The sequence below is a fragment of the Pseudodonghicola sp. genome, assembly GCF_048268305.1.
In the GTDB taxonomy this organism is placed as follows: domain Bacteria; phylum Pseudomonadota; class Alphaproteobacteria; order Rhodobacterales; family Rhodobacteraceae; genus Pseudodonghicola.
The window spans coordinates 448,417-473,284 of record NZ_JBLWVT010000001.1 but is presented as its reverse complement, the minus strand read 5'-3'; the positions used below and the strand labels follow the sequence as shown (position 1 = coordinate 473,284).

Annotated in this window: 20 protein-coding genes; 9 read left to right on the top strand and 11 right to left on the bottom strand. The window is 65.6% G+C overall.

Translation table 11 applies throughout. From position 1 onward, the window contains the following. Nucleotides 1-215: 215 nt before the first annotated feature. On the top strand, nt 216-992 hold the full coding sequence (locus ACN0V4_RS02285) for a phosphodiesterase (RefSeq protein WP_417672893.1): 777 nt from the start codon (nt 216-218) through the stop codon (nt 990-992). Between the two features lie 3 nt (nt 993-995). Here ACN0V4_RS02285 and ACN0V4_RS02280 read toward each other — a convergent pair whose 3' ends face one another. Then, the gene (locus tag ACN0V4_RS02280; protein ID WP_417672892.1) at nt 996-1,883 is read right to left on the bottom strand and encodes a LysR family transcriptional regulator; all 888 of its coding nucleotides are present in this window, start codon (nt 1,881-1,883) and stop codon (nt 996-998) included. 111 nt (nt 1,884-1,994) lie between these two features. On the opposite strand from ACN0V4_RS02280, the gene ACN0V4_RS02275 reads away from it, so the two are divergent. Beyond that, on the top strand, nt 1,995-3,002 hold the full coding sequence (locus tag ACN0V4_RS02275) for a YeiH family protein (RefSeq protein ID WP_417672891.1): 1,008 nt from the start codon (nt 1,995-1,997) through the stop codon (nt 3,000-3,002). 75 nt (nt 3,003-3,077) lie between these two features. Here ACN0V4_RS02275 and ACN0V4_RS02270 read toward each other — a convergent pair whose 3' ends face one another. After that, nucleotides 3,078-4,190, bottom strand: a complete 1,113-nt coding sequence (locus ACN0V4_RS02270) for an LLM class flavin-dependent oxidoreductase (protein ID WP_417672890.1) — start codon at nt 4,188-4,190, stop codon at nt 3,078-3,080. Nucleotides 4,191-4,473: 283 nt separating this feature from the next. Here ACN0V4_RS02270 and ACN0V4_RS02265 point away from each other — a divergent pair, with 283 nt between their 5' ends. Continuing rightward, nucleotides 4,474-5,673 (top strand): alpha-hydroxy acid oxidase, encoded by a 1,200-nt coding sequence (locus tag ACN0V4_RS02265; RefSeq protein WP_417672889.1) that lies wholly within the window; start codon nt 4,474-4,476, stop codon nt 5,671-5,673. A 5-nt stretch (nt 5,674-5,678) separates the two neighbouring features. On the opposite strand, the gene ACN0V4_RS02260 is transcribed toward ACN0V4_RS02265, so the two are convergent. Continuing rightward, nucleotides 5,679-6,446: a GntR family transcriptional regulator gene (locus ACN0V4_RS02260; protein ID WP_417672888.1), complete on the bottom strand. Its 768-nt coding sequence runs from the start codon at nt 6,444-6,446 to the stop codon at nt 5,679-5,681. A gap of 108 nt (nt 6,447-6,554) precedes the next feature. Between ACN0V4_RS02260 and ACN0V4_RS02255 the strand changes: the two genes are divergently transcribed. Next, the gene (locus tag ACN0V4_RS02255; RefSeq protein ID WP_417672887.1) at nt 6,555-7,088 is read left to right on the top strand and encodes an NAD(P)H-dependent oxidoreductase; all 534 of its coding nucleotides are present in this window, start codon (nt 6,555-6,557) and stop codon (nt 7,086-7,088) included. 20 nt (nt 7,089-7,108) lie between these two features. Continuing rightward, the gene (locus ACN0V4_RS02250; RefSeq protein ID WP_417672886.1) at nt 7,109-8,419 is read left to right on the top strand and encodes an LLM class flavin-dependent oxidoreductase; all 1,311 of its coding nucleotides are present in this window, start codon (nt 7,109-7,111) and stop codon (nt 8,417-8,419) included. 13 nt (nt 8,420-8,432) lie between these two features. Here the strand turns inward: ACN0V4_RS02250 and ACN0V4_RS02245 are convergent, their stop codons facing one another. The 7 genes from ACN0V4_RS02245 to ACN0V4_RS02215 form a co-directional block, all read right to left on the bottom strand. Beyond that, a complete protein-coding gene (locus ACN0V4_RS02245) occupies nt 8,433-9,821 on the bottom strand; it encodes an FAD-binding oxidoreductase (RefSeq protein WP_417672885.1) in 1,389 nt (462 codons plus the stop codon). Further along, nucleotides 9,818-10,762 carry an NADP-dependent oxidoreductase gene (locus ACN0V4_RS02240; protein WP_417672884.1) on the bottom strand — a complete coding sequence of 315 codons (945 nt, stop codon included), beginning with the start codon at nt 10,760-10,762 and terminating at the stop codon, nt 9,818-9,820. The genes ACN0V4_RS02245 and ACN0V4_RS02240 overlap by 4 nt, the downstream gene beginning before the upstream one ends. Continuing rightward, entirely contained in the window at nt 10,759-12,582 is a 1,824-nt protein-coding gene (locus tag ACN0V4_RS02235; RefSeq protein ID WP_417672883.1) for a dipeptide ABC transporter ATP-binding protein, read from the bottom strand. Before ACN0V4_RS02235 ends, ACN0V4_RS02240 begins: the two co-directional genes overlap by 4 nt. After that, the gene (locus ACN0V4_RS02230) at nt 12,583-13,440 is read right to left on the bottom strand and encodes an ABC transporter permease (protein WP_417672882.1); all 858 of its coding nucleotides are present in this window, start codon (nt 13,438-13,440) and stop codon (nt 12,583-12,585) included. A gap of 3 nt (nt 13,441-13,443) precedes the next feature. Continuing rightward, nucleotides 13,444-14,463, bottom strand: coding sequence for an ABC transporter permease (locus tag ACN0V4_RS02225; RefSeq protein WP_417672881.1), 1,020 nt, complete (start codon nt 14,461-14,463; stop codon nt 13,444-13,446). 75 nt (nt 14,464-14,538) lie between these two features. Next, nucleotides 14,539-16,065: an ABC transporter substrate-binding protein gene (locus ACN0V4_RS02220; RefSeq protein ID WP_417672880.1), complete on the bottom strand. Its 1,527-nt coding sequence runs from the start codon at nt 16,063-16,065 to the stop codon at nt 14,539-14,541. Between the two features lie 61 nt (nt 16,066-16,126). Next, the gene (locus ACN0V4_RS02215) at nt 16,127-16,798 is read right to left on the bottom strand and encodes a hypothetical protein (protein WP_417672879.1); all 672 of its coding nucleotides are present in this window, start codon (nt 16,796-16,798) and stop codon (nt 16,127-16,129) included. A 222-nt stretch (nt 16,799-17,020) separates the two neighbouring features. Here ACN0V4_RS02215 and ACN0V4_RS02210 point away from each other — a divergent pair, with 222 nt between their 5' ends. The 3 genes from ACN0V4_RS02210 to ACN0V4_RS02200 all read left to right on the top strand — a co-directional run bounded on the left by ACN0V4_RS02210 (nt 17,021) and on the right by ACN0V4_RS02200 (nt 19,814). Beyond that, a complete protein-coding gene (locus ACN0V4_RS02210) occupies nt 17,021-17,743 on the top strand; it encodes a GntR family transcriptional regulator (RefSeq protein ID WP_417672878.1) in 723 nt (240 codons plus the stop codon). After that, entirely contained in the window at nt 17,736-18,518 is a 783-nt protein-coding gene (locus ACN0V4_RS02205) for an HpcH/HpaI aldolase family protein (protein WP_417672877.1), read from the top strand. The genes ACN0V4_RS02210 and ACN0V4_RS02205 overlap by 8 nt, the downstream gene beginning before the upstream one ends. Nucleotides 18,519-19,112: 594 nt before the next feature. Beyond that, on the top strand, nt 19,113-19,814 hold the full coding sequence (locus ACN0V4_RS02200; protein ID WP_417672876.1) for a TetR/AcrR family transcriptional regulator: 702 nt from the start codon (nt 19,113-19,115) through the stop codon (nt 19,812-19,814). A 79-nt stretch (nt 19,815-19,893) separates the two neighbouring features. Here the strand turns inward: ACN0V4_RS02200 and ACN0V4_RS02195 are convergent, their stop codons facing one another. After that, on the bottom strand, nt 19,894-22,107 hold the full coding sequence (locus tag ACN0V4_RS02195) for an NADP-dependent isocitrate dehydrogenase (protein ID WP_417672875.1): 2,214 nt from the start codon (nt 22,105-22,107) through the stop codon (nt 19,894-19,896). A gap of 352 nt (nt 22,108-22,459) precedes the next feature. Between ACN0V4_RS02195 and ACN0V4_RS02190 the strand changes: the two genes are divergently transcribed. Beyond that, a complete protein-coding gene (locus ACN0V4_RS02190) occupies nt 22,460-24,802 on the top strand; it encodes a Tex family protein (protein WP_417672874.1) in 2,343 nt (780 codons plus the stop codon). The last annotated feature ends 66 nt before the right edge of the window (nt 24,803-24,868 follow it).

The window sequence follows — 24,868 nt, the reverse complement described above, 5'->3', positions numbered from 1 at the left end:
GTTGCGCATTCATGACCTGAACAGGGCCCTGGCCGAAGGGTGATGTAGGTTCGTTAGGTTTCCAAATCCCACTTGCTCAAATTCCACGTAATTTTTGTGACAACTGCATACAAAGCCACAAATTTACGCGAAATCGTCATGAAATCCGTGCAGAAACCATCAGAACCCGGCAGGATGAGCCGTACTTCCAACCAATCCCACAGGGAGATCCCTCAATGTTGCTCGCTCAGATCAGCGATTCCCATGTGTTGACCGGCGGCCGCCTGCTGGCCGACCGCTTCGACACCGGCGCCGCCTTCGACAGATTGATGGACAGCCTGGCGCGGCAGCCGGTGCGACCCGATCTGATCCTCTTCTCCGGCGATCTGGGCGAGGATGCCACCGCCGAGGAATACGCCCATGTCGGCGCCCGGCTGCGCGATCTCGGCATTCCGGTGCGCGCCGTGCCCGGCAATCACGACGCCCGCGCGCCGATGTGGGCAGAGCTGCCCGACATGCTGGGTCGCACCGCGGCGGGGCATCTCTGTGTCTATGACGATAGCTTGCCGCTGGCGATCATCGGCCTCGACACGCTGGTCGAAGGGGCGCCGCATGGTGTGCTCTGCTCCGATCGGCTGGGCTGGCTGGAGGATCGGCTGCAGGCCTGCGCCGACCGGCCCGCGCTGATCTTCATGCACCATCCGCCGATCACCACCGGCCTGCGAGACATGGATTCCATGGGGCTTCTTAGCGGGCGCGAGGATCTGGCCCGCTTGATCGCCGCCCACGGCCAGGTGCAGGCGATCCTCTGCGGCCATATGCACCGCGCGATTCAGGGGGAATGCGGCGGCGCCCCGGTGCGCGTCAGCCCCTCCGCCTCGCATCAGATCGCCTTCGACCTGCGCGCGGATCAGCCCTATCGCTTCACCGGGGAGCCGGCGCAATACATGATGCACCTGTGGCAGCCGGGCGATGGCCTGGTCAGCCATACGGTGCCGGTGGCCGCAGCCTGACCCCTAGCCCGCCGACAGCAGATCAAGGAAGGCCGCCGCCGCCCGGGTCCGGTGGCGGTCTGGATGGCTGAGCACACGGAAGTCGCGGCGCGGCCGCGGTGCCCAGCCGATCCGCCGCAGCGCCAAGCCGGAGGTCCGGCTTTGCCGCACCGCCCGCCAGGACAGCATCGACGCCGAAGACCCGGCACTGATCGCGTTCAGGATCGCCTCGTTCGAGGGCAGCTCAAGGATCACGTCCAGATCCGTCTCGGCCAGCCCCATCGCGGCCAGATGCGCCTCCATCACCGTGCGGGTGCCGGAGCCCTTTTCCCGCATCAGCCAACGCAGGCCGCGATAGTCCGCCGCCGTCAACCGGGGCTTGCGCGCCAGCGGGTGATCGCGCGGCAGCACCAGCACCAATTCGTCCCGCGCCAGGACCCGCTGACGCAGATCCGAAGGAGGCAAGTCGCCTTCGACGAACCCAAGATCGGCGCTCCCCTCCAGAACCGCGCGGGCGGCCTCTTCGGTATTGCCCTGGCGCAGGGTCAAATCGACCCTCGGGTGCAGGTCGTGCATCCGCGCCAGATAGCGCGGCAGCCAATAGCTGGCGATCGTCTGGCTCGCCGCGATCCTGAGCTGGCCGCGCGTTTCCCGCGCCAGATCCATCAGCGTCAACCGCGCCGTCTCGGCCTCGTTCATCAGCGCGCGGGCGGCGCCGATCATCACCCGCCCCTCTTCGGTCAGCACGATGCCGCGCCCGACCCGGTCGAACAACCGCACGTCATACTGCCGCTCGAGCGTCGAGATCGCGGCGGAGACCGCCGATTGGGTCAACCCCAGCCGATCGGCGGCCCGGGTGACGTGGCACAGCTCTGCCACCGCCAGGAAGATGCGGATTTGTTCCAGGGTCATGCGATAATGATAAGAAAAATCGAATGATTTGACAAATTCAATCCGTTGGATTGATTGTTATCATTCCGTCATCCTCCCCTCGTCCACAGCCAGGCCAGAGAGGATCCCGCCATGACCGAGCAAACCGCCCCCGCCGCAAAAGCTCTCGGCCTCTGGCCCCCCTTGCCCGGGCTGCTGGTCAGCGCCGGTCTGGCACTGGCCGCCACCCTGATCTGGGAGATCACCGGCAGGCCGGCCCTGTTCAGCCCGATGGTTCTGGCCATGGTCGCGGGCATCCTTTTGCGCAATACCGTCGGGCTGCCGGCCAATCTCAGCCCCGGCACGGCGTTGTCGATGAAACCGGTGCTGCGGCTGGGGATCGTGCTGTTGGGCTTCCGGCTGACCCTGGGCGATCTGATCGCGGTCGGTCCCGCCGGCCTTGCGATGATCGTCACCGTGCTGTTTTCCACCTTCTTCCTCGTGCGCTTTGTCGGCCGCCTGCTGGGGGTCGGCGCCAAGCTGAGCGAGCTGATCGCCGCCGGCACCTCGGTCTGCGGCGCCTCCGCCGTGATGGGGGTGAACACGGTGACCCGCGGCAGTGACGAAGATGTCGCCTATGCCATCGCCTGCGTCACCATCTTCGGTTCGCTCTCCATGCTGCTGTTCCCGGTGCTGATGCCCTTGACCGGCTTCGACGATCACGCCTTCGGGCTCTGGACCGGATCGGCACTGCACGAAGTCGCTCAGGCCGTCGGCGCCGGCTTCTCGGTCAGCGACACGGCGGGAGAGACCGCGACCATCGCCAAGCTGACCCGGGTGATGCTGCTGGCGCCCCTGATCCTCGGCCTCGGCCTGGTCCGCAATGTCGAGGGCGGCGCGCAAAAGGCGCCGATCCCGTGGTTCGTCTTCGGCTTCCTGGCGGTCGCGGCGCTGAACTCGGTGATCACCCTGCCCTCCGAGCTGCGCGGCGCGCTGCTGACCGCCTCGACCTTCTTCCTGACCATGGCGCTGGGGGCGATGGGGATGGAGACCCACCTCAAACGCCTGCTGCACAAGGGGCCGCGGCCGCTGCTGCTGGGGGCGATCGGCTGGATCTTCATCGCCGGCGCCGGCGCGCTCGGCACCAGCCTGATCCTCTGACCCACCTGCCGCAAAAAAGCGCCCGCCTGATCCAGTCAAGCGGGCGCCAGTCATCTGAACGCAGGGGAGCTCCGCTCAGCTTTCGCGCAGACCGGCCTCGCGCAGCAGCGGCAAGACCTTGTCGATGAAGAAGGGCAATTCGTTGCGATAGTTCACGAAGGACAGCGCCGTGCCGGCAAAACCGACGCCCGCGATCTTCTCGATCTCGGCCGCGATGGTTTCAGGCGTGCCCACCAGCGGATAGGAGCCACCGCCCGCCGCGAAACGCTGACGATAGAGCTTGTAGGTCTCGGGATCGTGCGAACTGGAGAATTTGGACTTCCCGGCCATGTAGATGTCGAGGCTCTCCTCATCCGCCATCTGCCGTGAATAATAGTCATAATAGTCCTCTGCCTCGGCCTGGGTCGGCCGGCAGACCACATAGCAGGTGGTGAAGACGCCGACGTCGCGCCCCTGCTCCGCCCCGCGCTTCTTCATGTCGTCCAAGGGCTCATGCGCCTTGTCGATCTCGTTGAAGGTGGTGAACAGGTAATCCGCCGCCTTGGCTGCGAAATCCCGACCCGGAGGCGAGAAGGCGGCGTTCAGCGTGATCGGGCGCGGCTGCTGCAACGGCCGCGGCTTGCCCGAGACATTGCGCAGCGAATAATATTCGCCCTCGTAATCGAAGGGTTCGTCCGCGGTATAGATGCGCTGGATGATGTCGAACCACTCCAGCCCCTGATCATAGCGGTTCTCGATCATCTCCAGACCGAAGAGATCGAATTCCTCCGGGTTCCAGCCGCAGACGATATTCAGCCCGGCCCGCCCGTTCGAGGCGTGATCGACCGTCGCCAGCGCCTTCGCGGCGAAGACCGGATGCACCATCGGCACGTGCACGGTGGAAAACAGTGCGATCCGCTTGGTGATGCCGGCAAGCGCCGCGGCAAAGGTGAAGGTCTCATAAGAATATTCGCGGCTGTTCATCTCGCCGCCAAATCCCTTCCAGCGGGCGATCGGCAGCAGGAAGTCCAGACCGCCCTCATCCGCCATGCGGGCGGCGGCGGCGACATCCTCCCATTTGGCCGACCAGCGTTCCGGCACCTTGGTCAGCGCCAGCCCACCGTCGGCGTTCATCGAAAACACGCCCAGCTTGAACTTGTTCGGCCCCCGCATGGGGTGTGCCGCAATCGCTCCGGCCTCGCTCGTCATGAGCTTTCCTTTCCTGTCGCATCCGTCGTTTCTTGCCGCCCCCTGCGGCGACTCGCCCGTGAAAGCGGCGGTTTGCCCCGGCAGGAAGGGTGATTACAGTATACTATAAAGAAATGTTTGAAGCCCGAGTCAATCGTGATATTTGACACATAAAGGGTGCATCTATCAAAATTTCGGGATGTTCCCGCTTGGTTCCAGGGTTTCACCCCAAAATCGGGCACCGAATGACCTTTTCACCGGCTGAAACCGTATTCTGTTTATCCCTAAACTTTAGAGAGCAGGCATGACGCATCTCGGCACCGATCTGAAACGCCACCTCTATCGCGGCCGCACTCCGGCCCGGGCGGTGGAAATCCGCGATCTGCGCGAAATGGCGCGGCGGCGATTGCCCGCGCTGGTCTTCGAATATCTCGAAGGCGGCGCCGAGGAGGAGATCACGCTGAGACGCAACCGCACGGCCTATGACGAGATCGCCCTGATGCCGCGCATGCTGCGACGGATCGGCGGCACCAGCCTGGGCGGCGATCTGCTGGGCAGGCCGGCGCCGATCCCGATGGCGGTGGCGCCCACCGGCTTCAACGGGCTGCTCTGGCCCAAGGGCGATCTCGCGCTGGCCCGGGCGGCCGCCGCCGCCGGCATCCCCTTCGTGCAAAGCACTGTTTCGAACGACCCGATGGAACAGGTGGCGGCGATCCCCGGCCTACGGCACTGGATGCAGCTCTATGTCTTCCAGAGCCAGCAGGCGGTGGAAATGCTGGTCTCGCGTGCCGAGGCGGCGGGCTCCGAGGCGCTGGTGCTGACGGTCGATGGCAGCGTCTTCGGCAACCGGCCCTGGGACAAGCGGAACTATCGCACCGGAACGGAGCCGACGCTCGCCCGCAAGCTTGAGATGCTGACCCACCCGCGCTGGATGATCGACCTGATCCGCCACGGCCAGCCGGTCTTCGGCACCCTCGCCCCGATGCTGCCCGAGGGCAAGGGTGACATGGTCAGCGCCACCGGCTGGCTGCGCGATCAGATGGACCCCGATCTGGACTGGGACCGGGTCGCTTGGCTGCGCCGGATCTGGCCGCGCCGGCTGATCCTCAAGGGCCTGCTGGCCGCCGATGATGTGGAGCGCGCCATTCGCATCGGCGCCGACGCGGTGGTGCTGTCGAACCACGGCGGACGGCAGCTCGATGGCGTGCCCTCCCCCGTCGAGGTGCTGGAACAGGTGGCACCGATCGCCAAGGGGCATCTGAGCCTGCTGATCGACAGCGGCATCCGTCGCGGCAGCGATATCGTCAAGGCGCTGGCGCTTGGTGCCGACGGGGTGCTGGTGGGCCGCGCCGGGCTTTACGGCCTGGGCGCCGCCGGTACGCCCGGCGCGATGCGCGCCCACGCGATCCTGCGGGAAGAGGCCGAACGCACCGCCGCCCTGTTGGGCTGCGCCAGCCGCGCCGCGCTCGGCCCCGACTGCCTGTTCCGCAGGGCGCCGGCATGACCGCTCTATTGCAGTTCGTTCACATAGCGATGATGCGCGGTATTGGCGTGATGAACCGCCGCGATCACCGGCTGGTTGTGCTGATCATAGACCGTCTCTTCGATCAGCAGCACCGGCGCGCCGGGCTGCAACCCCAGATCGGCGGCGATCTCGGGCGGCGCGGCGACCGCCGCCAGCTTCTCGCGCACCGCGGAAATCCGCAGCCCATCCGCCTCGATCAGATGGGAATAGATCAGCCCGGGCATCTTTCCCGCCTCGCGCGGCAGGTTGGGAAACCGCGCGGTCGACAGCACGTAACGGTCGGTCATCGCCGGCTGGCCCGCGACCCTGCGCAGCCGGTTGATGCGCAGCACCTCCGCCCCCGGGGCAAGACCCAGGGTCTCTGCCTCTGCCACCGTCGCCGGGCCGAAGGCAACGGTAGCGGGCTGCGGATCGGCCTTTTGCAAGGCACCGTCGAGACTGTGCAGACGGAAATACTGCAATAGAAAGCGCAGGCTGATCTGCGGCATCCTGTCGGTGACCACGGTGCCGGTCTTGCGTCGGCGGGCCAGCAGCCCTTCCTTGGTCAGATCATTCAGCGCCCGGCGCAGCGTGCCCACGGCGACACCGAAGCGGTCGGCCAGGTCGATCTCGTTCGGCAGCACCGTGCCCGCCGGCCAACGACCGGCAAAGATCGCCTCGGTGATCCGGTCCTTGACCACCTCGTAGAGCGGTATGCCCCGCGCCGCGCCGCGCGGCGGCCAGAGATCGGTTTCTGAAGTGTCATCCGTCATGCAGATTCTTGCTCCGATATTTTATATATAGTATATATGAATCAGAAAACCTCTCAAGCCCCTCGCGGCGGTGTCCCCAAACCGCCCCGACAGACTCAGGACCAGACCATGACCGACAAGCAGAACCTGTTCGCCTTCTGCGGCAGCGATAGCCCGAATTCGAAAACCGCGATCCTGATCGACACCGTGGTCGCAGAGATCGCCAAGGCGATGCCGGTCGAGACCACCCAGGCCAATATCGCGCCTTTCATGCAAGTGCGACTGGGTCAATATCGCGACGAGCTGCCCGAGGATGCCCGCGCGATCCTGCAGGGGATCGAGAACGCCGATCTGCTGGTGGTGGGATCTCCGGTCTACAAGGGGTCCTATTCCGGCGCCTTCAAACATGTCTTCGATCTGGTCGATCCCGACAAGCTGCTGCACAAGCCGGTGCTGATCTGCGCCTCGGGCGGCGGCCAACGGCACGCGCTGATGGTCGAACATCAGATCCGGCCGCTCTTTGCCTTTTTCGGCGCGGCCACGGCGCCGATCGCCATCTATGCCAGCAGCGCGGATTTCACCGATGGCAAGGTCAGCGACCCCGCCCTGCTGCAGCGAATCGGCCTGGCCACCAAGGGGTTCGCGCAGATGGCCAAGGGATAACCACAACAGGGAAACCACAGATGAAACAGCTCAAGCTCGGCCTGTCCATGTTCCGGATGGGCTATCACGTTGCGGCCTGGCGCCACCCGAACAACCAGCCAGACGGGTCGATGGATCTGGCCTATTTCCGCCGCATCGCCGAGATCGCCGAGGCCGCCAGATTCGACCTGCTGTTCATGGCCGACGAACTGGCGATCCGGGGCGAGGACAATCCCGCCGGCTCCCGCCGCCGGTCGAGCCATGTGGCCGAGCTTGAGCCGATCACCCTGCTGTCGGCCCTCGCCCCGCTGACCGAAAGGATCGGCCTGGTCTCGACCGGATCGACCACCTATTCCGAGCCCTTCAACCTGGCCCGGCAATTCCTGTCGCTCGACCATCTCAGTGGCGGCCGGGCCGGCTGGAACGTCGTCACCTCCTGGGGCAAGGAGGATGCGCTGAACTTCGGTCACATGGACAAGCCGGATTACGACAGCCGCTATGACCGCGCCGCCGAATTCGTCGACGTGGTGCGCGGGCTGTGGAACAGCTTCGACGCCGATGCCTTCATCCGCGACCAGCACTCGGGCATCTTCTATGACCCCGACAAGATGCATGCGCTGAACCATCAGGGCGACTTCTTCAGCGTCCAGGGGCCGCTCCATATGGCGCACAGCCCGCAGGGCGAACCGGTGATCTTCTTTGCCGGCGATTCCGAGGCTGGCCGCGCCACCGCGGCGCGGGCCGCCGATGTGGTTTTCACCGCCAAGCAGGAGCTGTCCGACGCCCAGGCCTTCTATGCCTCGATCAAGGATCGGTTGCCGGCACTTGGCCGGGCGGAGGACGAGGTGCTGATCATGCCCGGTCTGATGCCCATCGTCGGGCGCACCAAGGCCGAGGCGCAGGCCAAGCTCGACACGCTTCAGGCGCTGATCGACCCGCGCGTCGGGCTCGCCTCGCTCTATGACCGGCTGGGGGATCTGTCGGGCTACGATCTCGACGGGCCGGTGCCGGAACCGAAGGATCCCGCGTTCCGCAGCCGGGCCGAGGTGATGTACAAGCTGGCGCAGCGCGAAGGCTATTCCATCCGCCAGCTCTATATGGCGCTGGCCGCCGGGCGGGGGCACCGGATGGTGGTGGGCACCCCGGAGGAGATCGCCGACGAGATGCAGCTCTGGCTGGAACAGCGGGCGGCGGACGGGTTCAACATCATCCCCACCCACCTGCCCGAGGCGCTGCAGGATTTCGCCGATCTGGTGCTGCCGGAACTGCGCCGCCGCGGCCTGTTCCGCAGCGACTATGAAGGGACGACCCTGCGGCAGAACCTCGGCCTGCCAGAGAAATCCCTGCGCTGATCACCGCCCGGGGTCAGGCGGCAAAGCCTTTCCCCGGGTTCAGGATCCCCTTCGGGTCGAGCGTCGCCTTGATCGCCCGCATCAGGGCGATCTCAGCCGCGGTCCGCGAATGGCCCAGATAGTCCCGCTTGATCGCACCGATGCCGTGTTCGGCTGAAACGGTGCCGCCGGCGTCGCGAATGGCGTCGTAGACAAAGCCCTTCAACGCCTTTTCCGCCGCGTGATCCGCAGGATCCGGCAGCGCCACCACCAGATGCAGGTTGTTGTCGCCGATATGACCATAGGTCAATGCCCGGGCGCCCGGCCAGCGAGCGGCGATCCCGGCCTCGATCAGCGCCACGGTCTCGGCCATGGCCTTGAGCGGGATCGACACGTCGAAGGGCACCAGCGGCCCGAGGATGACGGGATATTCCGACACGCTTTCGCGCACTGCCCAAAGGCCGCGCCCCTCCTGCGCCGATTTGGCCAGGATCGCATCGCTGACGATGCCCTGCTCCAGCGCCTCGCCCAGGGCCTCCTCGATCCCCTCGCGCAGGGCGGTATCGGAAAAGCCGGTCGCCTCGACCAGCACATGCGGCCCCCTCGGGGGCAGCGGCAGGGCGATGCCGGCACCGGGCGCCATGACATTATAGAAGCTCGGCCACATCACCTCGAACGACGAAAGCTGCGGCCCCAGAGCGCCGCGCAGATGCGCCAGCAGCGCCAGCGCGCCCTGAGTGTCGGCCACGGCGCAAAGCGCGGTCTCGATCGCCCGGGGCGCCGGTTGCAGCCGCAGGATGCAGCGGGTGACGATGCCCAACAGCCCCTCAGACCCGATGAAAAGCTGCTTGAGGTCCATCCCGGCGTTGTTCTTGATCAGCCCGGCCATGTCGCTGATCACCGTGCCGTCGGCCAGCACCACCTCGAGCCCCAGCACGTGATCGCGGGCCATGCCATAGCGGATCACGGTATTGCCCCCCGCGTTGGTGGCGATCACCCCGCCCAATTGGCAGCTTCCCCGCGCGCCGATGTCGATACCCAGCAGCATCCCCTGATCGCGCGCCGCCATCTGCGCCACCTCAAGCACCACGCCAGCCTCGGCCACGATCTGGGCGGCCTGCGGATCGACGCTTTCGATCCGGTTCATCCGGTCGAGCGACAGCGCCACGGCGTCGGCCCGCGGATGCGCCGCGCCGGAAATCCCGCTGAGCCCGCCCTGCGGCACCACCGGCACGCCGGCGGCGTGGCAGAGCCGCATCAGCGCCACCACATCCTCGGTCCGGCGCGGCCGCACCAGCGCCAGCGGCGTGACCGGCGGCAGCCCGGCCCAATCGTGGTGGTAGCGGGGCGGGATATCGGCGCCCAGGGCGACCAGATCGGGGCCGAGGGTGGCGAGGAGCTGTTGCGCGAAATCTTGGGTCATGGCTGCGTCTCTGCGGCGGCAAGGTCCAGAACGATCTTGCCACGGGTATGGCCCGCGTCGCTGAGCGTCTGGGCACGGGCGAAATCGGTGAAGGGAAGGATGGTGAGTTCGGGGCGAAGGGCACCACCGGCCACCAATTGAAGCACAGCGCCAAGCGCGGCCCGGTCGGGCGCGACCTGCACCAGCGCGTGGCGGATATCGGGGCGCAGGGCCGTGGCATCGAAGGGCGCGGCGTTCAGATAGGCCAGTACCCCACCCGGCCGCAGCACCCCGGCGCTCGCCAGATGCACGGGCCCGCCGATCAGGTCATAGACGACATCAAGGTCCGAAAGCAGTTCCGAGAACACCTCTTCATCATAGGCCACGACGCGATCGGCCCCAAGGCTCCGCACGAAATCACGGTTCCGGGCGGAACAGGTGGCGATCACCTCCGCCCCGATGTGATGCGCGATCTGCACCGCCAGATGGCCGACCCCGCCGGCGCCGGCATGGATCAGCACCCGCTGGCCGGGCTGCAACCCCGCGACATCGACCAGCCCGCGCCAGGCGCAGATCGCCGCCAGCGGCAAGGCTCCGGCGGTGACCAGATCGACCCCCTCGGGGACCAGGGTCACGCAGCCTTCGGGCACCACCAGCTCCTCGGCCCAGGCGCCCTGCCCGCGCGGGGTCAGCAGCGCCACGGCCCGACCGATCAACGCCGGATCGGCACCTTCGCCCAGCTCGACCACGATACCGGCACCGTCGCGTCCGGTGCCGGCCGGCAGATCACCGCCCCCCGCCACCGCGCCGAGCAGACCGCCGCGCAACTTGCCATCGACCGGATTGGCGCTGACCGCCCGCATCGCGACCCGAACCTCACCCGGCCCGGGGGCCGGCTGCGGTTCATCGACCAGTTCCAGCACCTCGGGCCCACCGTAACGGGCATAGCACACCGCCCTCATGCCGGCACCATCTGGCTGTGATGCACCCCCTTGGGCACCGCGGCCAGCAGGCTTTGGGTATAGGGATGCTGCGGATCGGCGAAGACCGCCTCGGTCGGGCCGCTTTCGACGATCTCGCCCTTCGACATCACCAGCACCCGGTCGCAGAGATAGCGCACCACGGCCAGATCGTGCGAGATGAAGAGCATGGAAAAGCCCAGTTCCTCGCGCAGCCTGAGCAGTAGGTTCAGCAATTGCGCCTGCACCGAGACATCGAGGCCCGAGGCGATCTCATCCGCGATCAGCAGCCGGGGCAGCCGGCAGAGCGCACGGGCGATATTGACCCGCTGCTTCTGCCCGCCCGACAATTGCGACGGATAGCGTGCCGCCATCTCCTGCGAGAGACCGGTTTCGGACAAGAGTTCCCGAATGCGCGCCTCGACCGCCGCCACCTTCGGCCGCGGCATTTCCACCTCCAGCGCCTGACCGACGATCGAGCCCACCTTGCGGCGCGGGTTCAGCGCCGACTGCGGATCCTGGAACACGATCTGCATCTGCTTCTGCCGCCAGTCCCGGCTGCCGCCATCGGTGCCGGTGATATCGCGCCCGAGCAGTTCCAGCGCGCCGGAGGTCGGGGTTTCCAGCCCGATCAGCGTGCGCGCCAGCGTGCTCTTGCCGCTGCCGCTCTCGCCGACGACGCCGACGAATTCGGCATCGCGCACGATGAAATCCGCCGCCTTCAGCGCGTGGAAATACTGCGCCCCGCCCAACAGCCGCCATTTGGTGACAAAGCTCTTGGTCAGCCCCTGCGCCTCGAGGATCTTCTCCTGCCCGGTCGCCACCCGTTCCGGCGCCGGCGGCGGCGCGATGCCATCGGTGGCAAAAGATTTCCAGCAGGCCGAGACATGGCCGGTGCCGACCTCGGCCAGCGCGGGCTCCTCGGCGTGGCATTTGGCATCGGCCAGCGGGCAACGGCTGGCAAAGCGGCACCCCTTCAGCTCGGCGATCGCCTTCAGTCCCGGCATCCGCTCAGGCAGCAGATAAAGCCCGCGCGGCGCCCCCGCCACGTCCGGCACCGCGAGTTCGAGGCAGCGGGTATAGGGATGCGCCGGGGCGCGGAACAGCACCTCGGCCGGGCCATATTCGGCCTGACGACCGGCATAGAGAACGATCACCTCGTCGCAGATCTCGGCCGCCAGCCGCAGGTCGTGAGTGATGAAGATCACCGCGGTGCCGTCGCGCTTCTGCATCTCCGCGATCAGCCGCACGATCTGCGCCTGCACCGAGACGTCGAGCGCGGTGGTGGGCTCGTCCGCGATCAACAGGCGCGGCCGGCTGGCGAAGGCCATGGCGATCAGCACCCGCTGGCACATGCCGCCCGAAAGCTGATGCGGATAGCGGTCCAGAAGCCCGCGCGGATCGGTCAGCCGAACCGCCTCCATCTCGGCCACGGCACGATCCTTCCAGCCCGCGCCGCCCTTGCCGATGTGATCAAGGTGTTCGTGGAACTGCTGGCCGATGGTCAGCACCGGGTTCAGCGCCGACAGCGGTTCCTGGGGGATGAAGGCAATGTCGCGGCCCAGCAGCGCCCGGCGCCGGTCGGGCGCCATGGTCACCAAATCCTCGCCATCGAACAACAGTGCCCCGCCGGTGACCGCAAAGCCCGAGGGCAGCAACTGGGCGATGGTTCGGCCGATCATCGACTTGCCGGCACCGGATTCCCCCACCAGCCCCACGGTCTTGCCGGGCTCCAGCGCGAAGGTCAGATCGCTGACCGCCTGTAGGCTCGCCTCCTTGGTGGTGAGGCTGACGGTCAATTGTTTCACATCGAGCAGGGCCATTTACGCGCGCTCCGTCTGGGTCAGCCGGGTGTCGAGCGTGCGGCGCAGCCCGTCCCCCAGGATGTTGAAGCCGAAGACGGTCACGAAGATCGCCAGGATCGGCAGGATCAGGTTCCACGGCGCCTGATAGATGTCCTGGCGCGCGTCGGCGATCATCTGACCCCAGGCCGGAACCTCGGCGCCGACGCTCATGCCGACGAAGGAGAGGATCGCCTCGACCACCACGGCGACGCCCATCTCAAGGCTCATCAGCGTGATCAGCAAAGGCAGGGTGGCGGGCAGGATTTCGCGGACGATGGTGCGGCCGTGGGAAAAGCCCAGAAGCCGCGCGGCGGCGACGTAATCGCGCCGCGCCACCACCATCACGTCACTGCGCAGCACCCGGCAGAAGCGGGTCCAGTCGACCAGGATGATGGCGAGGATGACGTTCTGCAGCCCGGCGCCCAGGCCGACCATCAGGATCAGCGACAGGATCACCGGCGGGAAGGACAGCCAGATCTCGACCACCCGGCCGATCACCCAGTCGATCCAGCCACCGAAATAGCCCGCCACATGCGCCAGGATCGCCCCGATGATCATCGCCCCCAGGGCGCCGAAGACCGCCACGGTCAACGCGATGCGCGAGCCATAGATCAGCCGCGACAGCACGCAGCGGCCCAGGCTGTCGGTGCCCAGCGGAAAGGCCCAGTCGCCGCCCGCATTCCAGATCGGCGGCACCAGCGTGTTCAGGATATCCTGTTCGGTCGGATCGTTCGGCGCCAGCCAGGGCGCGAAGATGGCGCAGAGCATCAGCAGCGCAATGATGGTCAGCCCCGCCACCACCCGCCCCGAGCGCAGCCAGTAAAAGCGTTTCGCCATGGCTCAGGCCTCCCGCAGTTTGGGGTTGAGAACGAGATAGAGCACATCGACCGCCATGCTGATCAGCAGCACCATCACGCAATAGGTCAGCCCGACGGTCTGGATGATCGGCAGATCGGCGTTGCGGATGGCATCGACCATCAGGTTGCCCATGCCCGGATAGGAATAGATGATCTCGACCAGAAGCGTGCCGCCGAACAGAAAGCCGAACTGCACCCCCATCAGGCTGAGCGTCGGCAGAAAGGCGTTCTTCAGCGCGTGAAACACCAGGATACGCCCTTCCGAGATGCCGCGCTGGCGGGCCTGGTGGATGTAATCCTCCTGATAGGCCTCCATCAGCGAGGATCGCAGGATCCGCATGATCGGCGGTGCCGCCGACAGACCCAGCGCCACCGAAGGCAGGATCATGTGCTTGAGCGCGTCCAGAAAGGTCGGGAGGCTGCCCGACAGCAGGCTGTCGATCAGCAGAAAGCCGGTGATCGTCTCGGGCCGGGGCACATCCGACCCCAACCGGCCAATGAAGGGCAGCAGATCGAGCGACACGCCGAACAGCAGCATGAAGAACAGCCCCCAGAGGAATTCCGGGATCGACAACAGCGCCACCGTGCCGAGATCGAGCGCCCCTTCAACCACGCCGCCCCGCGAATGGAACAGCCAGAGCCCACCCAGCACGCCGAAGAGCGTGCCGAAGACCATCGCCATCAGCGCCAGCTCGATCGTCGCCGGCAGGGTATCGAGCACCAGCCGCGACACCGGGGTGCGGTAATGGATCGACCGGCCAAAATCGCCGTGCAGCATATCGGCGAACCAGATGCCATATTGCTGGATCAGCGGCTTATCGAGCCCCATTTCCAGGCGCATCGCCTCGATCTCGGCATTGGTGGCGTTGGGCGGCAGCGACATGGCGGCCGGGTCGACCGGCAGCAGGCGCAGGATGCAGAACAGCAGCAGCGACACCAGGATCAGCGTCGGGATCAGGGTTAGAAGCCGCCGCATCAGCAGCTTCATGACGGGTCCGGACATGGACGGTCTCCGGTGGGGGGAAGTCGAAAAGGTCCGACCCCGAAGGATCGGACCGATGGCGCGGGCAGCGGCGGATCAGCCCCAGGACATCGTGTTGCCCAGAACCCAGCCGTTCTTGTATTTGCGATAGCTCAGGTCGGATTTCCGGGCCAAGGTCTGCACGCTTTGCAGCAGCGGAATGGTGGCGCCCATCTCGGTCGCTTCCCTGTTCAGCTTCTGATAGCCGGCAATGCGCTTGGCATAGTCGGGTTCCTGGAACAACCCCGGGATCTGATCACCCGGCGCTTCCCCCTTCCACGAGGAGAACGGCATGTTCGGGTTCAAGAGATAGCCGGTGAAGATCTCGGGGTCGCCGGTGGCGTTGTCCCAGGAATAGAGCGTGGCGGCGGGCAGCTTGTGGCCGCGGTTCAGTTCGAAATACTTGGCGTATTCGATCACCTCCAGCTCGACCTCGATGCCGACCTTCTTCCACATCTGCAGCAACGCGCGGGCGATATCGAAATCCGACGGGAAATGGCCGTTGGTGGTGGCCATCTTGAACTTGGCTGGGTTCGCTTCGGAATAGCCCGAGGCCGCCAGCAACTCCTTCGCCTTGTCCGGATCGAAGGCGAAATCGAAGCCCTCGACAAAGCCCGGGGTGCCCGGAGGCGCCACCACCGACAGGGGCACCGCCGCGCCGCCATAGAAGGCCTTGGACAGCGCCGCCTTGTTGATCGCGTGATGGGCGGCCAGACGCACGTTCTCGTCGGCGAATTCGCCGTCGTTGCGCATCTGCAGCAGAATCACCCGGGTGATCGGGTTGATCTCGCCGGTGATGCCATCCAGCTTGTCGAGCCGCTCAGTCTCGCGCACGGGGATGTTGATGGTCAGATCGGCCTGGCCCGACTGCACCGCCGCGACCCGGGCCGAGGCGTCCTTGATGACATCGACAGTGATCTTCTTGATCTCAGGCGCGCCCCCCCAATAGTCCTCGTTCGCCTCGAAGACCATGCGGGAATTCATCTGGTATTCGACCAGCTTGTAGGGGCCAGTGCCGATCGGGGCGTTGAGGAAACCCTCGGCGCCGACCTCGGTCATATAGGCCTTGGGCACGATGAAACCGCCCATGAAGGCCAGCCATTGCGGCGCGGTGGGCGCCGGGCGGCTGAACTTGAAGACGCCGGAGGTCGGCGAGGTCACCTCGATATCGGCGATGTGCTTCCAGCTGTTGCCGATATCCAGCTTCTCGCCGGACTGCACCCGCTCGAAGAAGGTGAAACGCACGTCTTCGGCGGTCATCGGCGCGCCGTTCTGGAACTTCACATCGTCGCGCAGGGTAAAGCGCATCGACAGGGCGTCGGGCGCCAGCTCCCATTCGGTCATCAGGCTGGGGATCAGCGTCAGATCCGGATCCTGCAGGATCGGCTGATCATAGACCAGCTTGAACAGCGATTGCGCATCCGGCGCGAACCGCTTGTTCGGATCCCAGGACGGCACGTCCGAGGGCCAGGCGATGGTCACCGAAGCGTCCGAGGCGCCGGCCAGGACGGCACGCCCCGGCAACAGGGCCCCGGCCGCGCCGATGCCCAATATCTGAAGAATATCACGTCTGTTGAGTGTCATTTTTCTTTCTCCCTGTCGGTATGATCGCCGGCGCTTCCGCCCCGGCGTCACGGCGCCGCAATTATGCGAGCGGTCGTCTCTGCATCAGATGATGGGTACAAATGCCCTGGCGCGGCGGCAGCTCCTGCGAATGCGCCTTGAGCCGCGGCAAGACGTCGGACGCCATGGCGGCCACGAAGCTTTCAAGATCGTCGAAGGTCACCTCGTTGCCGACCAGATAGCCGGCCGGCAGGCTCCCCTCCGGTGCCGCCGCGATCGGCTCGAATCCAAGGATGCGGCGAATGCCGGGAAAATCGGACTGGATCGGCAGATGCCCCGCCAGATATTCTGCAACGAAGGCCTCGGCCTCGGCGCAGGGCAGCCTGTAACGCACCACATAGCTTGTCCCGCCCCCCTGGCGCAGATCGTCATCGGGCAGGCCTTGGCGATGACGGCGGAACGCCGCCGCCTCGAGATGCGCCCCAAAGGGAAGCGCGTCGATCGCAGCGCGCAGGGCCGGCGCGTCCAGCGCGGCGACAAGATCGGCCTCGATCGCGAATCCCAGCACGATCATCACGACCGGCGCCGCCGGCTCGGCATCGTGATAGGCCGCGGCGGTCCCGAGATTCTCATAGGGATAAAGGCCCTCGGCCAGAGCGACCCCCGGCAGCGCAGCCAGACTCGCCCCCTGCTGCGCCTCCCATGCCGCCACGGCATCCGGGGCGCCGGAAACACTCAGCTCGAGAACGAACATGGCGAAGTCCTTATAGCGGTAAACTGTATACTAATCAGTGACGCTAGCGACGCCTGAAATCAAGTCAAGCCAAAAGAAATCTCCAGGATATTTCTTATGCACGCAATTTTTTGCTGTATTCTTAAGCTTCTCCGACCTAAAGGTCAGATGGCACGCGGCTCCCGCGCTTGACCGGCCAGGGACAAGACACATTATAGTATACTGTTTTCTGCAAGAGGCGGCATGGATACCCCCGAGTTCGACATGATACGCCCGTTGGACAATGCCCCGAAGGGTCAGAGTCTGCGGCGCCAGATCTATCAGGATCTGCGCGAAAGGCTGCGCCGTGGCGAATTCCAGACCGAGGACCGGCTGGTCGATGTCGAGATCGCCAAGGCGGCAGGCGTTTCGCGCATGCCCGTTCGCGAGGCCCTGCTGCAATTGACCATCGAAGGCCATCTGATCAGCACCACGCGGGGATTCGCCCTGCCCGACCTCACCGACGAGGATGTTGCCGATATCTTCGAGGTACGCAAACTGCTGGAGCCCCGCGCTGCCGCCAACGCCACCCGTGATCTCACCGACGAGGGGCTGGCGCGGCTGCACGCGGCGGTCGAACGCTCCAAGCGCGCCATGGCGGCCGGCTCCTTCGCCGAGATGAGCGAGGCCAATATCGACTTTCGCGAAACCTGGATCGGCGCGTTGCGCAACCGGCGTCTGGCCGCGACCATCATGCGCTTCACCGATCAGGCCCATGTCGTCCGCCGCGACACGCTGATTGATCCCGACATCCAGAAGATCGTCGTCAACGGGCTGATATCCATCCTTGACGCCTTCGAGCGCCGCGACGCCAGCGCCGCCATGGACCGCATGCTTGCTTTCACCATCGAGGCCGAGCGCAGTTTCTTCCTGATGCGCCGCCTGGCCGAAGAACAGACCCCAGAAGCGGGAGACAAGAATGACTGACATCACAGCACCCGGGTTGCGGAGCCATCTCCGCGCCGGTGGAGCCGCCGAACTTTTCTGGTTCGCCATCGGCTCTCCGGCGATGGTCGAAATCAGCCTGGAGGCGCGCCCTCAGGCGGTGGTGATCGACGCCCAGCATGGGCTCTGGTCGCGCCAGAGCCTGGAGCAAACCCTAGGCGTTCTTGACGGCCGCGCCCCCGCGCTGGTGCGCACCGCCGATCTGAGCGAAACCGCGATCTCGGCCGCACTCGATGGCGGCGCCGTCGGCGTCCTCGGCCCGCTGGTCGAGACCGCGGACCAGGCGCAGGCCTTTGTCGACGCCTCGCGCTACCCGCCCGAGGGGCGCCGCTCGGGCGGTGGCATCCGACCCCTGAAGGCCGATTTCGCGAAATACTATGCCGACGCCCGCGATCAGACCGTGGTCGGCGTGATGATCGAGACCGCCGCCGGCCTCGCCAATGTCGAAGCGATCGCGGCCACCCCCGGCTTGGACTTCATCTTCATCGGCACCGGCGATCTGGCCCTGTCGATGGGCGAGTTCCCGGTTCCCAGCCCCGCCTATGAAGCGGCGATCCAGCATATCCTCAAGGTCTGCCGCGCCGCCGCCCTGCCCTGCGGATTGTTCACCGGCGGCACCGAAGACGCCCGCAGACGTCAGGCCGAGGGCTTTGCCCTGACGGTCAGCGCCAACGACATCAGCCTTGTCGCCCAGGGCTTCGCCGCCGCGGCGCCGCAGCCGGCCGAAGCGCCCACCGCGGACCAGCCGGCCGCCTGAACGCCCCCGCTGTTCACCAAGAAGCGGCCCCGCCAAGGGCCGCTTTTTTCCCGCAAGGGAAAGTTGCTCGTTCATCCCATTAAAATGACGCGCCATCCCCGGCGAAACGATGCTGTCTATTCAGGACAGTGCCGCGAACGGTGCCGGGCAGAAACTTTCGCCCCCAAAAAGTTTGCCGCGCCGCAGGCCCGGCGCCCCGCCACGGCCCAATCGGCAGCGATTTCATCAACCTTCTCAGCACACTCGCAGACCGATGCGCCATGCTGACGGCGCCCCGCCCCTGCGCGAAGGGACGCAATAAACGACAAAGTTATGAGTAATTTGTTGCAACAGAAATTATAGAAAGCGGCAACGGACCAGCCTGTCTCTTTCCGAACTCCGAAAACAAATCACGTCGAATAGAAATCGGCCAAAATTTTTCAAATTCTCCTGGCGATTATACTTGCATCAATTAAACGTTAATGCGCCCATAGAGCCGCTGACGCCCCCTAACTAGGGTCACAGGTCACAAGCCTCGCCCTTCTGCGGACTTTAGCGACTGGGTCAGGCCTCCCTCTCCTCTCATCCAGGCAATCACCGGCTGGGCGGGATCGGATGCGACTGACCCCCATTATAACAATAAATGGTGTTTTACACGCATGGGGACGCACTTTGACCAGGAAACGCCGAAGCCAATCTGAACGAACGGAACAGACACAAGCCGCCCTGATAAATGCAACGGTGGAGCTGCTGAAGGAGCGGGGAATGCGCGGCACGACGGTGCAGGAGATCTGTCGCAGAGCACGGGTGACGACCGGCGCGATACAGCATCATTTCGGATCGAAAACCGGGCTGATTGCCGAGGTCATTAAGTCGCTATTCCGACCTTTTGCCGAAAGCATCGGATCGAACCAGGTTCCCCATGCGACAACGCTGGAGGAGCGTGTTGCGCATGTCGTCGACCATTTCTGGTCGATCTATGGGAACGACCGTTATCTCGCCCTGACCGAGGTGGCGCTTAGCGCCCGCAACGATCCCGAGCTGATGCAGCTTGTCATGGATTACCGCGGCCGGCAGCTTGCCACCCTGGAGCAGCTCATGTCCGAGGTTTTCACCGATGTGGACCTTGATATCGACGAACTGGTCGCCACCGTTCATTCCATGTCGGACTTCCTGCGCGGATATGCGCTGCGACGCCAGATCTATACCGCCCATGGCTCGGAGAAGGCCAGCGACCATTCCGCGCTGAGACATGCGCACAGGGTGCTTTTTGAGACCTTCCGCCGCCATCAGTCGATCGCCGCCATGGCGGATTAGCTGCCACCCCACGTGAGAACAAAGAAAACGCCCGGAGGAAGCCTCCGGGCGTTTCTCGTCACAACTCTGAGGCCGTGGCTCAGCCGATGATGGCGTTCAGCGTGGCGCTCGGACGCATCGCCGCCGATTTCTTGGTGAAATCGGGGTGGTAATAGCCGCCCATGTCCACCGGCTTGCCCTGCGCGGCGGCGAGTTCCGCCAGAATGTCGGCTTCCTTCTCGGCCAGCGCCTTGGCGATCGGGGCGAAATGCGCGGCCAGTTCGGCATCCGCGTCCTGCGCGGCCAGCGATTCCGCCCAGTAACGGGCGAACCAATAGTGGCTGTCGCGGTTGTCCGGCTCACCCACCTTGCGCGAGGGCGAGCGGTCGAAGTCCAGGATGCCCTGGGTCGCGTCCTCGGCCCCGGCCGCCAGAACGGCGGCCTTGGCGTTGCCCTTGGCATCGGCCAGGAAGTTCAGCGACTCGCTCAGCGCGCAGAACTCACCCATCGAATCCCAGCGCAGGTGCCCCTCTTCCAGGAACTGCTGCACGTGTTTCGGGGCGGAACCGCCGGCACCGGTTTCGAACATGCCGCCGCCGTTCATCAGCTTGACGATCGACAGCATCTTGGCCGAGGTGCCCAGCTCCAGGATTGGGAACAGGTCGGTCAGATAGTCGCGCAGCACATTGCCGGTGATGGCGATGCTGTCCTTGCCGGCAGTGATGGTTTCCAGCGAGGCGCGGGTGGCTTCGCGCGGCGCCATGATCACGAACTTGTCGGCAACCCCCGCCGCTTCCAGCGCCGGCTTGACGTATTTGATCAGCTCGGCGTCATGCGCGCGGTTTTCATCCAGCCAGAAGATCGACTGGAAGCCGGTCAGCCGCTGACGGTCGATCGCAAGCTGGATCCAGTTCTCGATCGGCGCCTTCTTCGCGGTGCAGGCGCGCCAGATGTCGCCGGCCTCGACGTCGAGCGAATGCAGAACCTCGCCATTGGCCAACACGATGCGGATGGCGCCATCGGCGGCGGCCTCGAAGGTGGTCGGGTGCGAGCCGTATTCCTCGGCCTTCTGGGCCATCAGGCCGACGTTCTGCACGGTGCCGGCAGTGGCCGGGTTCAGCGCGCCGTTCCGTTTGAAGAACTCGACCGCCTCGTCATAGACGGGGGCATAGCAGTTGTCAGGGATGACACAGTTGGTGTCGCCTTCCTTGCCGTCGGCACCCCAGCCCTTGCCGCCGGCGCGGATCAGCGCCGGCATCGAGGCGTCGATGATCACATCCGAGGGCACGTGCAGGTTGGTGATGCCCTTGTCGGAGTTCACCATATACATGCCCGGACGGTCGGCAACGCAGGCCTCGACCGCAGCCATGATGTCGGCATTGTCCTTGACCCGTTCCAGCACGTCCCCCATGCCGGAGTTCGGGTTGACGCCCAGCGCCTTCATCTCGTCGCCGAATTTCTCGAACACCGGGGCCAGCCAGGCCTTGACCGCATGACCGAAGATGATCGGGTCGGAGACCTTCATCATCGTGGCCTTGAGGTGGATCGAGAACAGGATGCCGTCCTTCTTGGTGGCCTCGATTTCCTTGGCCAGGAAGTCGTCCAGCGCCTTGGCGCTGAGGAAGGTGGCATCGACCACCTCGCCTTCGATCAGCTTCCAGCCGTCCTTCAGAACCGTGGTGCTGCCGTCCTTGCCGACGAATTCGATCTTCGCCGGACCGGCCTGGTCGGCGGTCAGCGTGGCGGCGACTTCATTGGCGTAGAAATCATTGCCCGGCATCGACGACACATGGGTCTTGCTGTCCGAGGCCCATTTGCCCATCCGGTGCGGGTTCTTCTGGGCGTAGTTCTTCACCGCCTTGGCGGCGCGGCGGTCCGAGTTGCCCTCGCGCAGGACCGGGTTCACGGCCGAGCCCTTGATCGCGTCGAAGCGGGCGCGGATCGCCTTTTCCTCATCGGTCTGCGGCGCTTCGGGATAATCCGGAATGTCATAGCCCTGCGCCTGCAGTTCCTTCACCGCGGCGGTCAGCTGCGGCACCGAGGCCGAGATGTTCGGCAGCTTGATCACGTTGGCGTCGGCGGTCTTCACCAGCTCACCCAGCTCGGCCAGGTCATCGGACTGGCGCTGCGCTTCGGTCAGATTTTCGGGGAAGGTGGCGATGATGCGGCCGGCCAGCGAAATATCCTTGGTGCCGAAGGTGACGCCGGCAGCGCCGGCGAAGCTGCGGATGATCGGCAGCAGCGAGGCGCTGGCCAGTTCCGGCGCTTCGTCTACGACGGTATACACAATATCGGGGTTGGACGTGTCTGCCATGGTTCTCGTACCTTTCCTGCCTTGCTGAGGGCCTGAGATTCTGAACGTTGGACCCGCGCGGGACCGCGCGGCGGCGAAATGATGCGGACCGCAGCAATGCCACGCATAATCCTGCGCGCACCCGTTGCGGTTGCGGTTGCGGTTCGGCGACCCGTGTAAATCACCCCGCGCCGGTAATCAATCGACACAGGCGCTGCATTTCGCCACCGTTCGCGCAAACATGGGACCAGCGGCAAGGCCCTGCCTGCGGCGCGGGCTGATCAGGCTTCCGCCGACCGCCGCGGCGCCCTCTTGGCACCCCGGGCAAACCGTGGCTAAGAAGACCTCCCGAACATGTTGAAAGGAGTCGTCCTTGGACACTGCGCCCCAGACCGCCGCCCGCATCGCCCGCACCATCGCGACCGAGATCGGCGCCCGGCCCGATCAGGTCGGCGCCGCGGTCAAGCTGCTGGATGAGGGCGCCACCGTCCCCTTCGTCGCCCGCTACCGCAAGGAGGTCACCGGCGGCCTCGACGACACCCAGCTGCGCACCCTGTCAGACCGCCTCTCCTATCTGCGCGAAATGGAGGCACGGCGCGAGACGATCCTGAATTCGATCAAGGATCAAGGCAAGCTGACCGAGGCTCTGGCGAAATCCATCGCAGGCGCCGAGACCAAGGCGCAGCTTGAGGACATCTATCTGCCCTACAAGCCCAAGCGCCGCACCAAGGCGATGATTGCGCGCGAGAACGGGCTGGAGCCGCTGGCCGAGGCCATCCTCGCCGATCGTGCCACCGATCCCGAGACCCTGGCCCAGAGCTTTGTGACCGAGGCGGTGCCAACCTCCAAGGACGCGCTGAACGGCGCCCGCGACATCATTGCCGAAGGGCTGACCGAAAACGCCCAGCTTCTGGGCGATCTGCGCGCCTTCATGCAGGCGGAGGCGCGACTGACCGCCAAGGTGATCGAAGGCCAGGAACAGGCCGGCGCCAAGTTCTCCGACTATTTCGACCATGTGGAACCCTGGTCCAAGGTGCCCTCGCACCGGGCGCTGGCGATGCTGCGGGCCCAGAAGGAAGGCGTCGTCACCCTCGATATCGCGCCTGATCCCGAAACCGGCGCCGCCCGGGCCGAATCCCTCGTCGCCTCCTACCTCGGGACCAGGACCCAGGGCGCCGGCGATCAATGGCTGCGCAAGCTCGCCGGCTGGACCTGGCGGGTGAAGCTGAGCCTGACCATGATGGTCGATCTGATGGGTGATCTGCGAGCCCGCGCGCAGGAAGAGGCGATCGCCGTCTTCGCCCGCAACCTCAAGGATCTGCTGTTCGCGGCACCGGCCGGCGCCCGGCCCACCCTGGGGCTCGATCCCGGCATCCGCACCGGCGTCAAGGCGGCGGTGGTCGATGCCACCGGCAAGCTGGTGGCGACCGAGACGATCTATCCCTTCCAGCCGAAAAACGATGTGAGGGGCGCCCAGGCGGCGATCATGTCGCTGATTGCCAAACATGGGGTGGAACTGATCGCCATCGGCAACGGCACCGCCAGCCGCGAGACCGAAAAGCTGGTGGCCGACACTTTGGCGATGCTGCCCTCCGGCGTGCAGAAACCCACCAAGGTGGTGGTGAGCGAGGCCGGCGCCTCGGTCTATTCCGCCTCGGAGCTGGCGGCGCGGGAATTCCCCGATCTGGATGTGTCCCTGCGCGGCGCGGTGTCGATTGCCCGCCGCCTGCAGGATCCGCTGGCCGAGCTGGTCAAGATCGAGCCGAAATCCATCGGCGTCGGCCAATACCAGCACGATGTCGATCAGCATAAACTCGGCAAGTCGCTGGAGGCGGTGATCGAGGATGTGGTGAACGCCGTGGGCGTCGATCTCAACACCGCCTCGGCGCCGCTTCTGGCGCATGTCTCCGGCCTCGGGCCGGGACTGGCCGAGGCCGTGGTGACGCACCGCGACATCAACGGCGCCTTCAAATCGCGCAAGGAGCTTTTGAAGGTCGCCCGCCTGGGGCCGCGCGCCTTTGAACAATGCGCCGGCTTCCTGCGCATCCGCGACGGGGCCGAACCGCTCGACGCCTCCTCGGTCCACCCGGAGGCCTATGACGTCGCCCGCCGCATCGTCCAGGCCTGCGGCCGCGACATCCGCCAGATCATGGGCCATGAGGACGCGCTCAAGGGGCTTAGGGCAGACCAATTCGTCGACGATCATTTCGGCCTGCCCACCGTGCGCGACATCTTCGCCGAACTGGAGAAACCGGGCCGCGACCCGCGCCCCAGCTTCAAGACGGCAACCTTCACCGACGGGGTCGAGGAAATCACCGACCTGCGCCCCGGCATGGTGCTGGAGGGCACGGTGACCAACGTCGCGGCCTTCGGCGCCTTCGTCGATATCGGCGTGCATCAGGACGGGCTGGTCCATGTCAGCCAACTGGCCGACCGTTTCGTCAAGGACCCGCATGAGGTGGTCAAGGCCGGCCAGGTGGTCAAGGTCACGGTGGTCGAGGTCGACGTGCCCCGCAAGCGCATTGGTCTCACCATGCGCAAGGACGGTGGCGCCAGCGCGCGCGATGATCGTGACGCCCGCGGCCCCGGCAATGATCGCCCGCGCCCCGGCGGCCCCAAGGGCAAACCGCGCGGCCCGATGTCCGCCGCCCCCAAGGGCGGCAGTCAGACCGGCGCATTGGGCGCGGCGCTGCAGAACGCGTTCAGGAAGAAATGAGCTGAAACGAAGCGGCGCCCGGGTCAACGCCCGGGCGCCGCGTTCGGCCAATCCCGACAAGGGCAG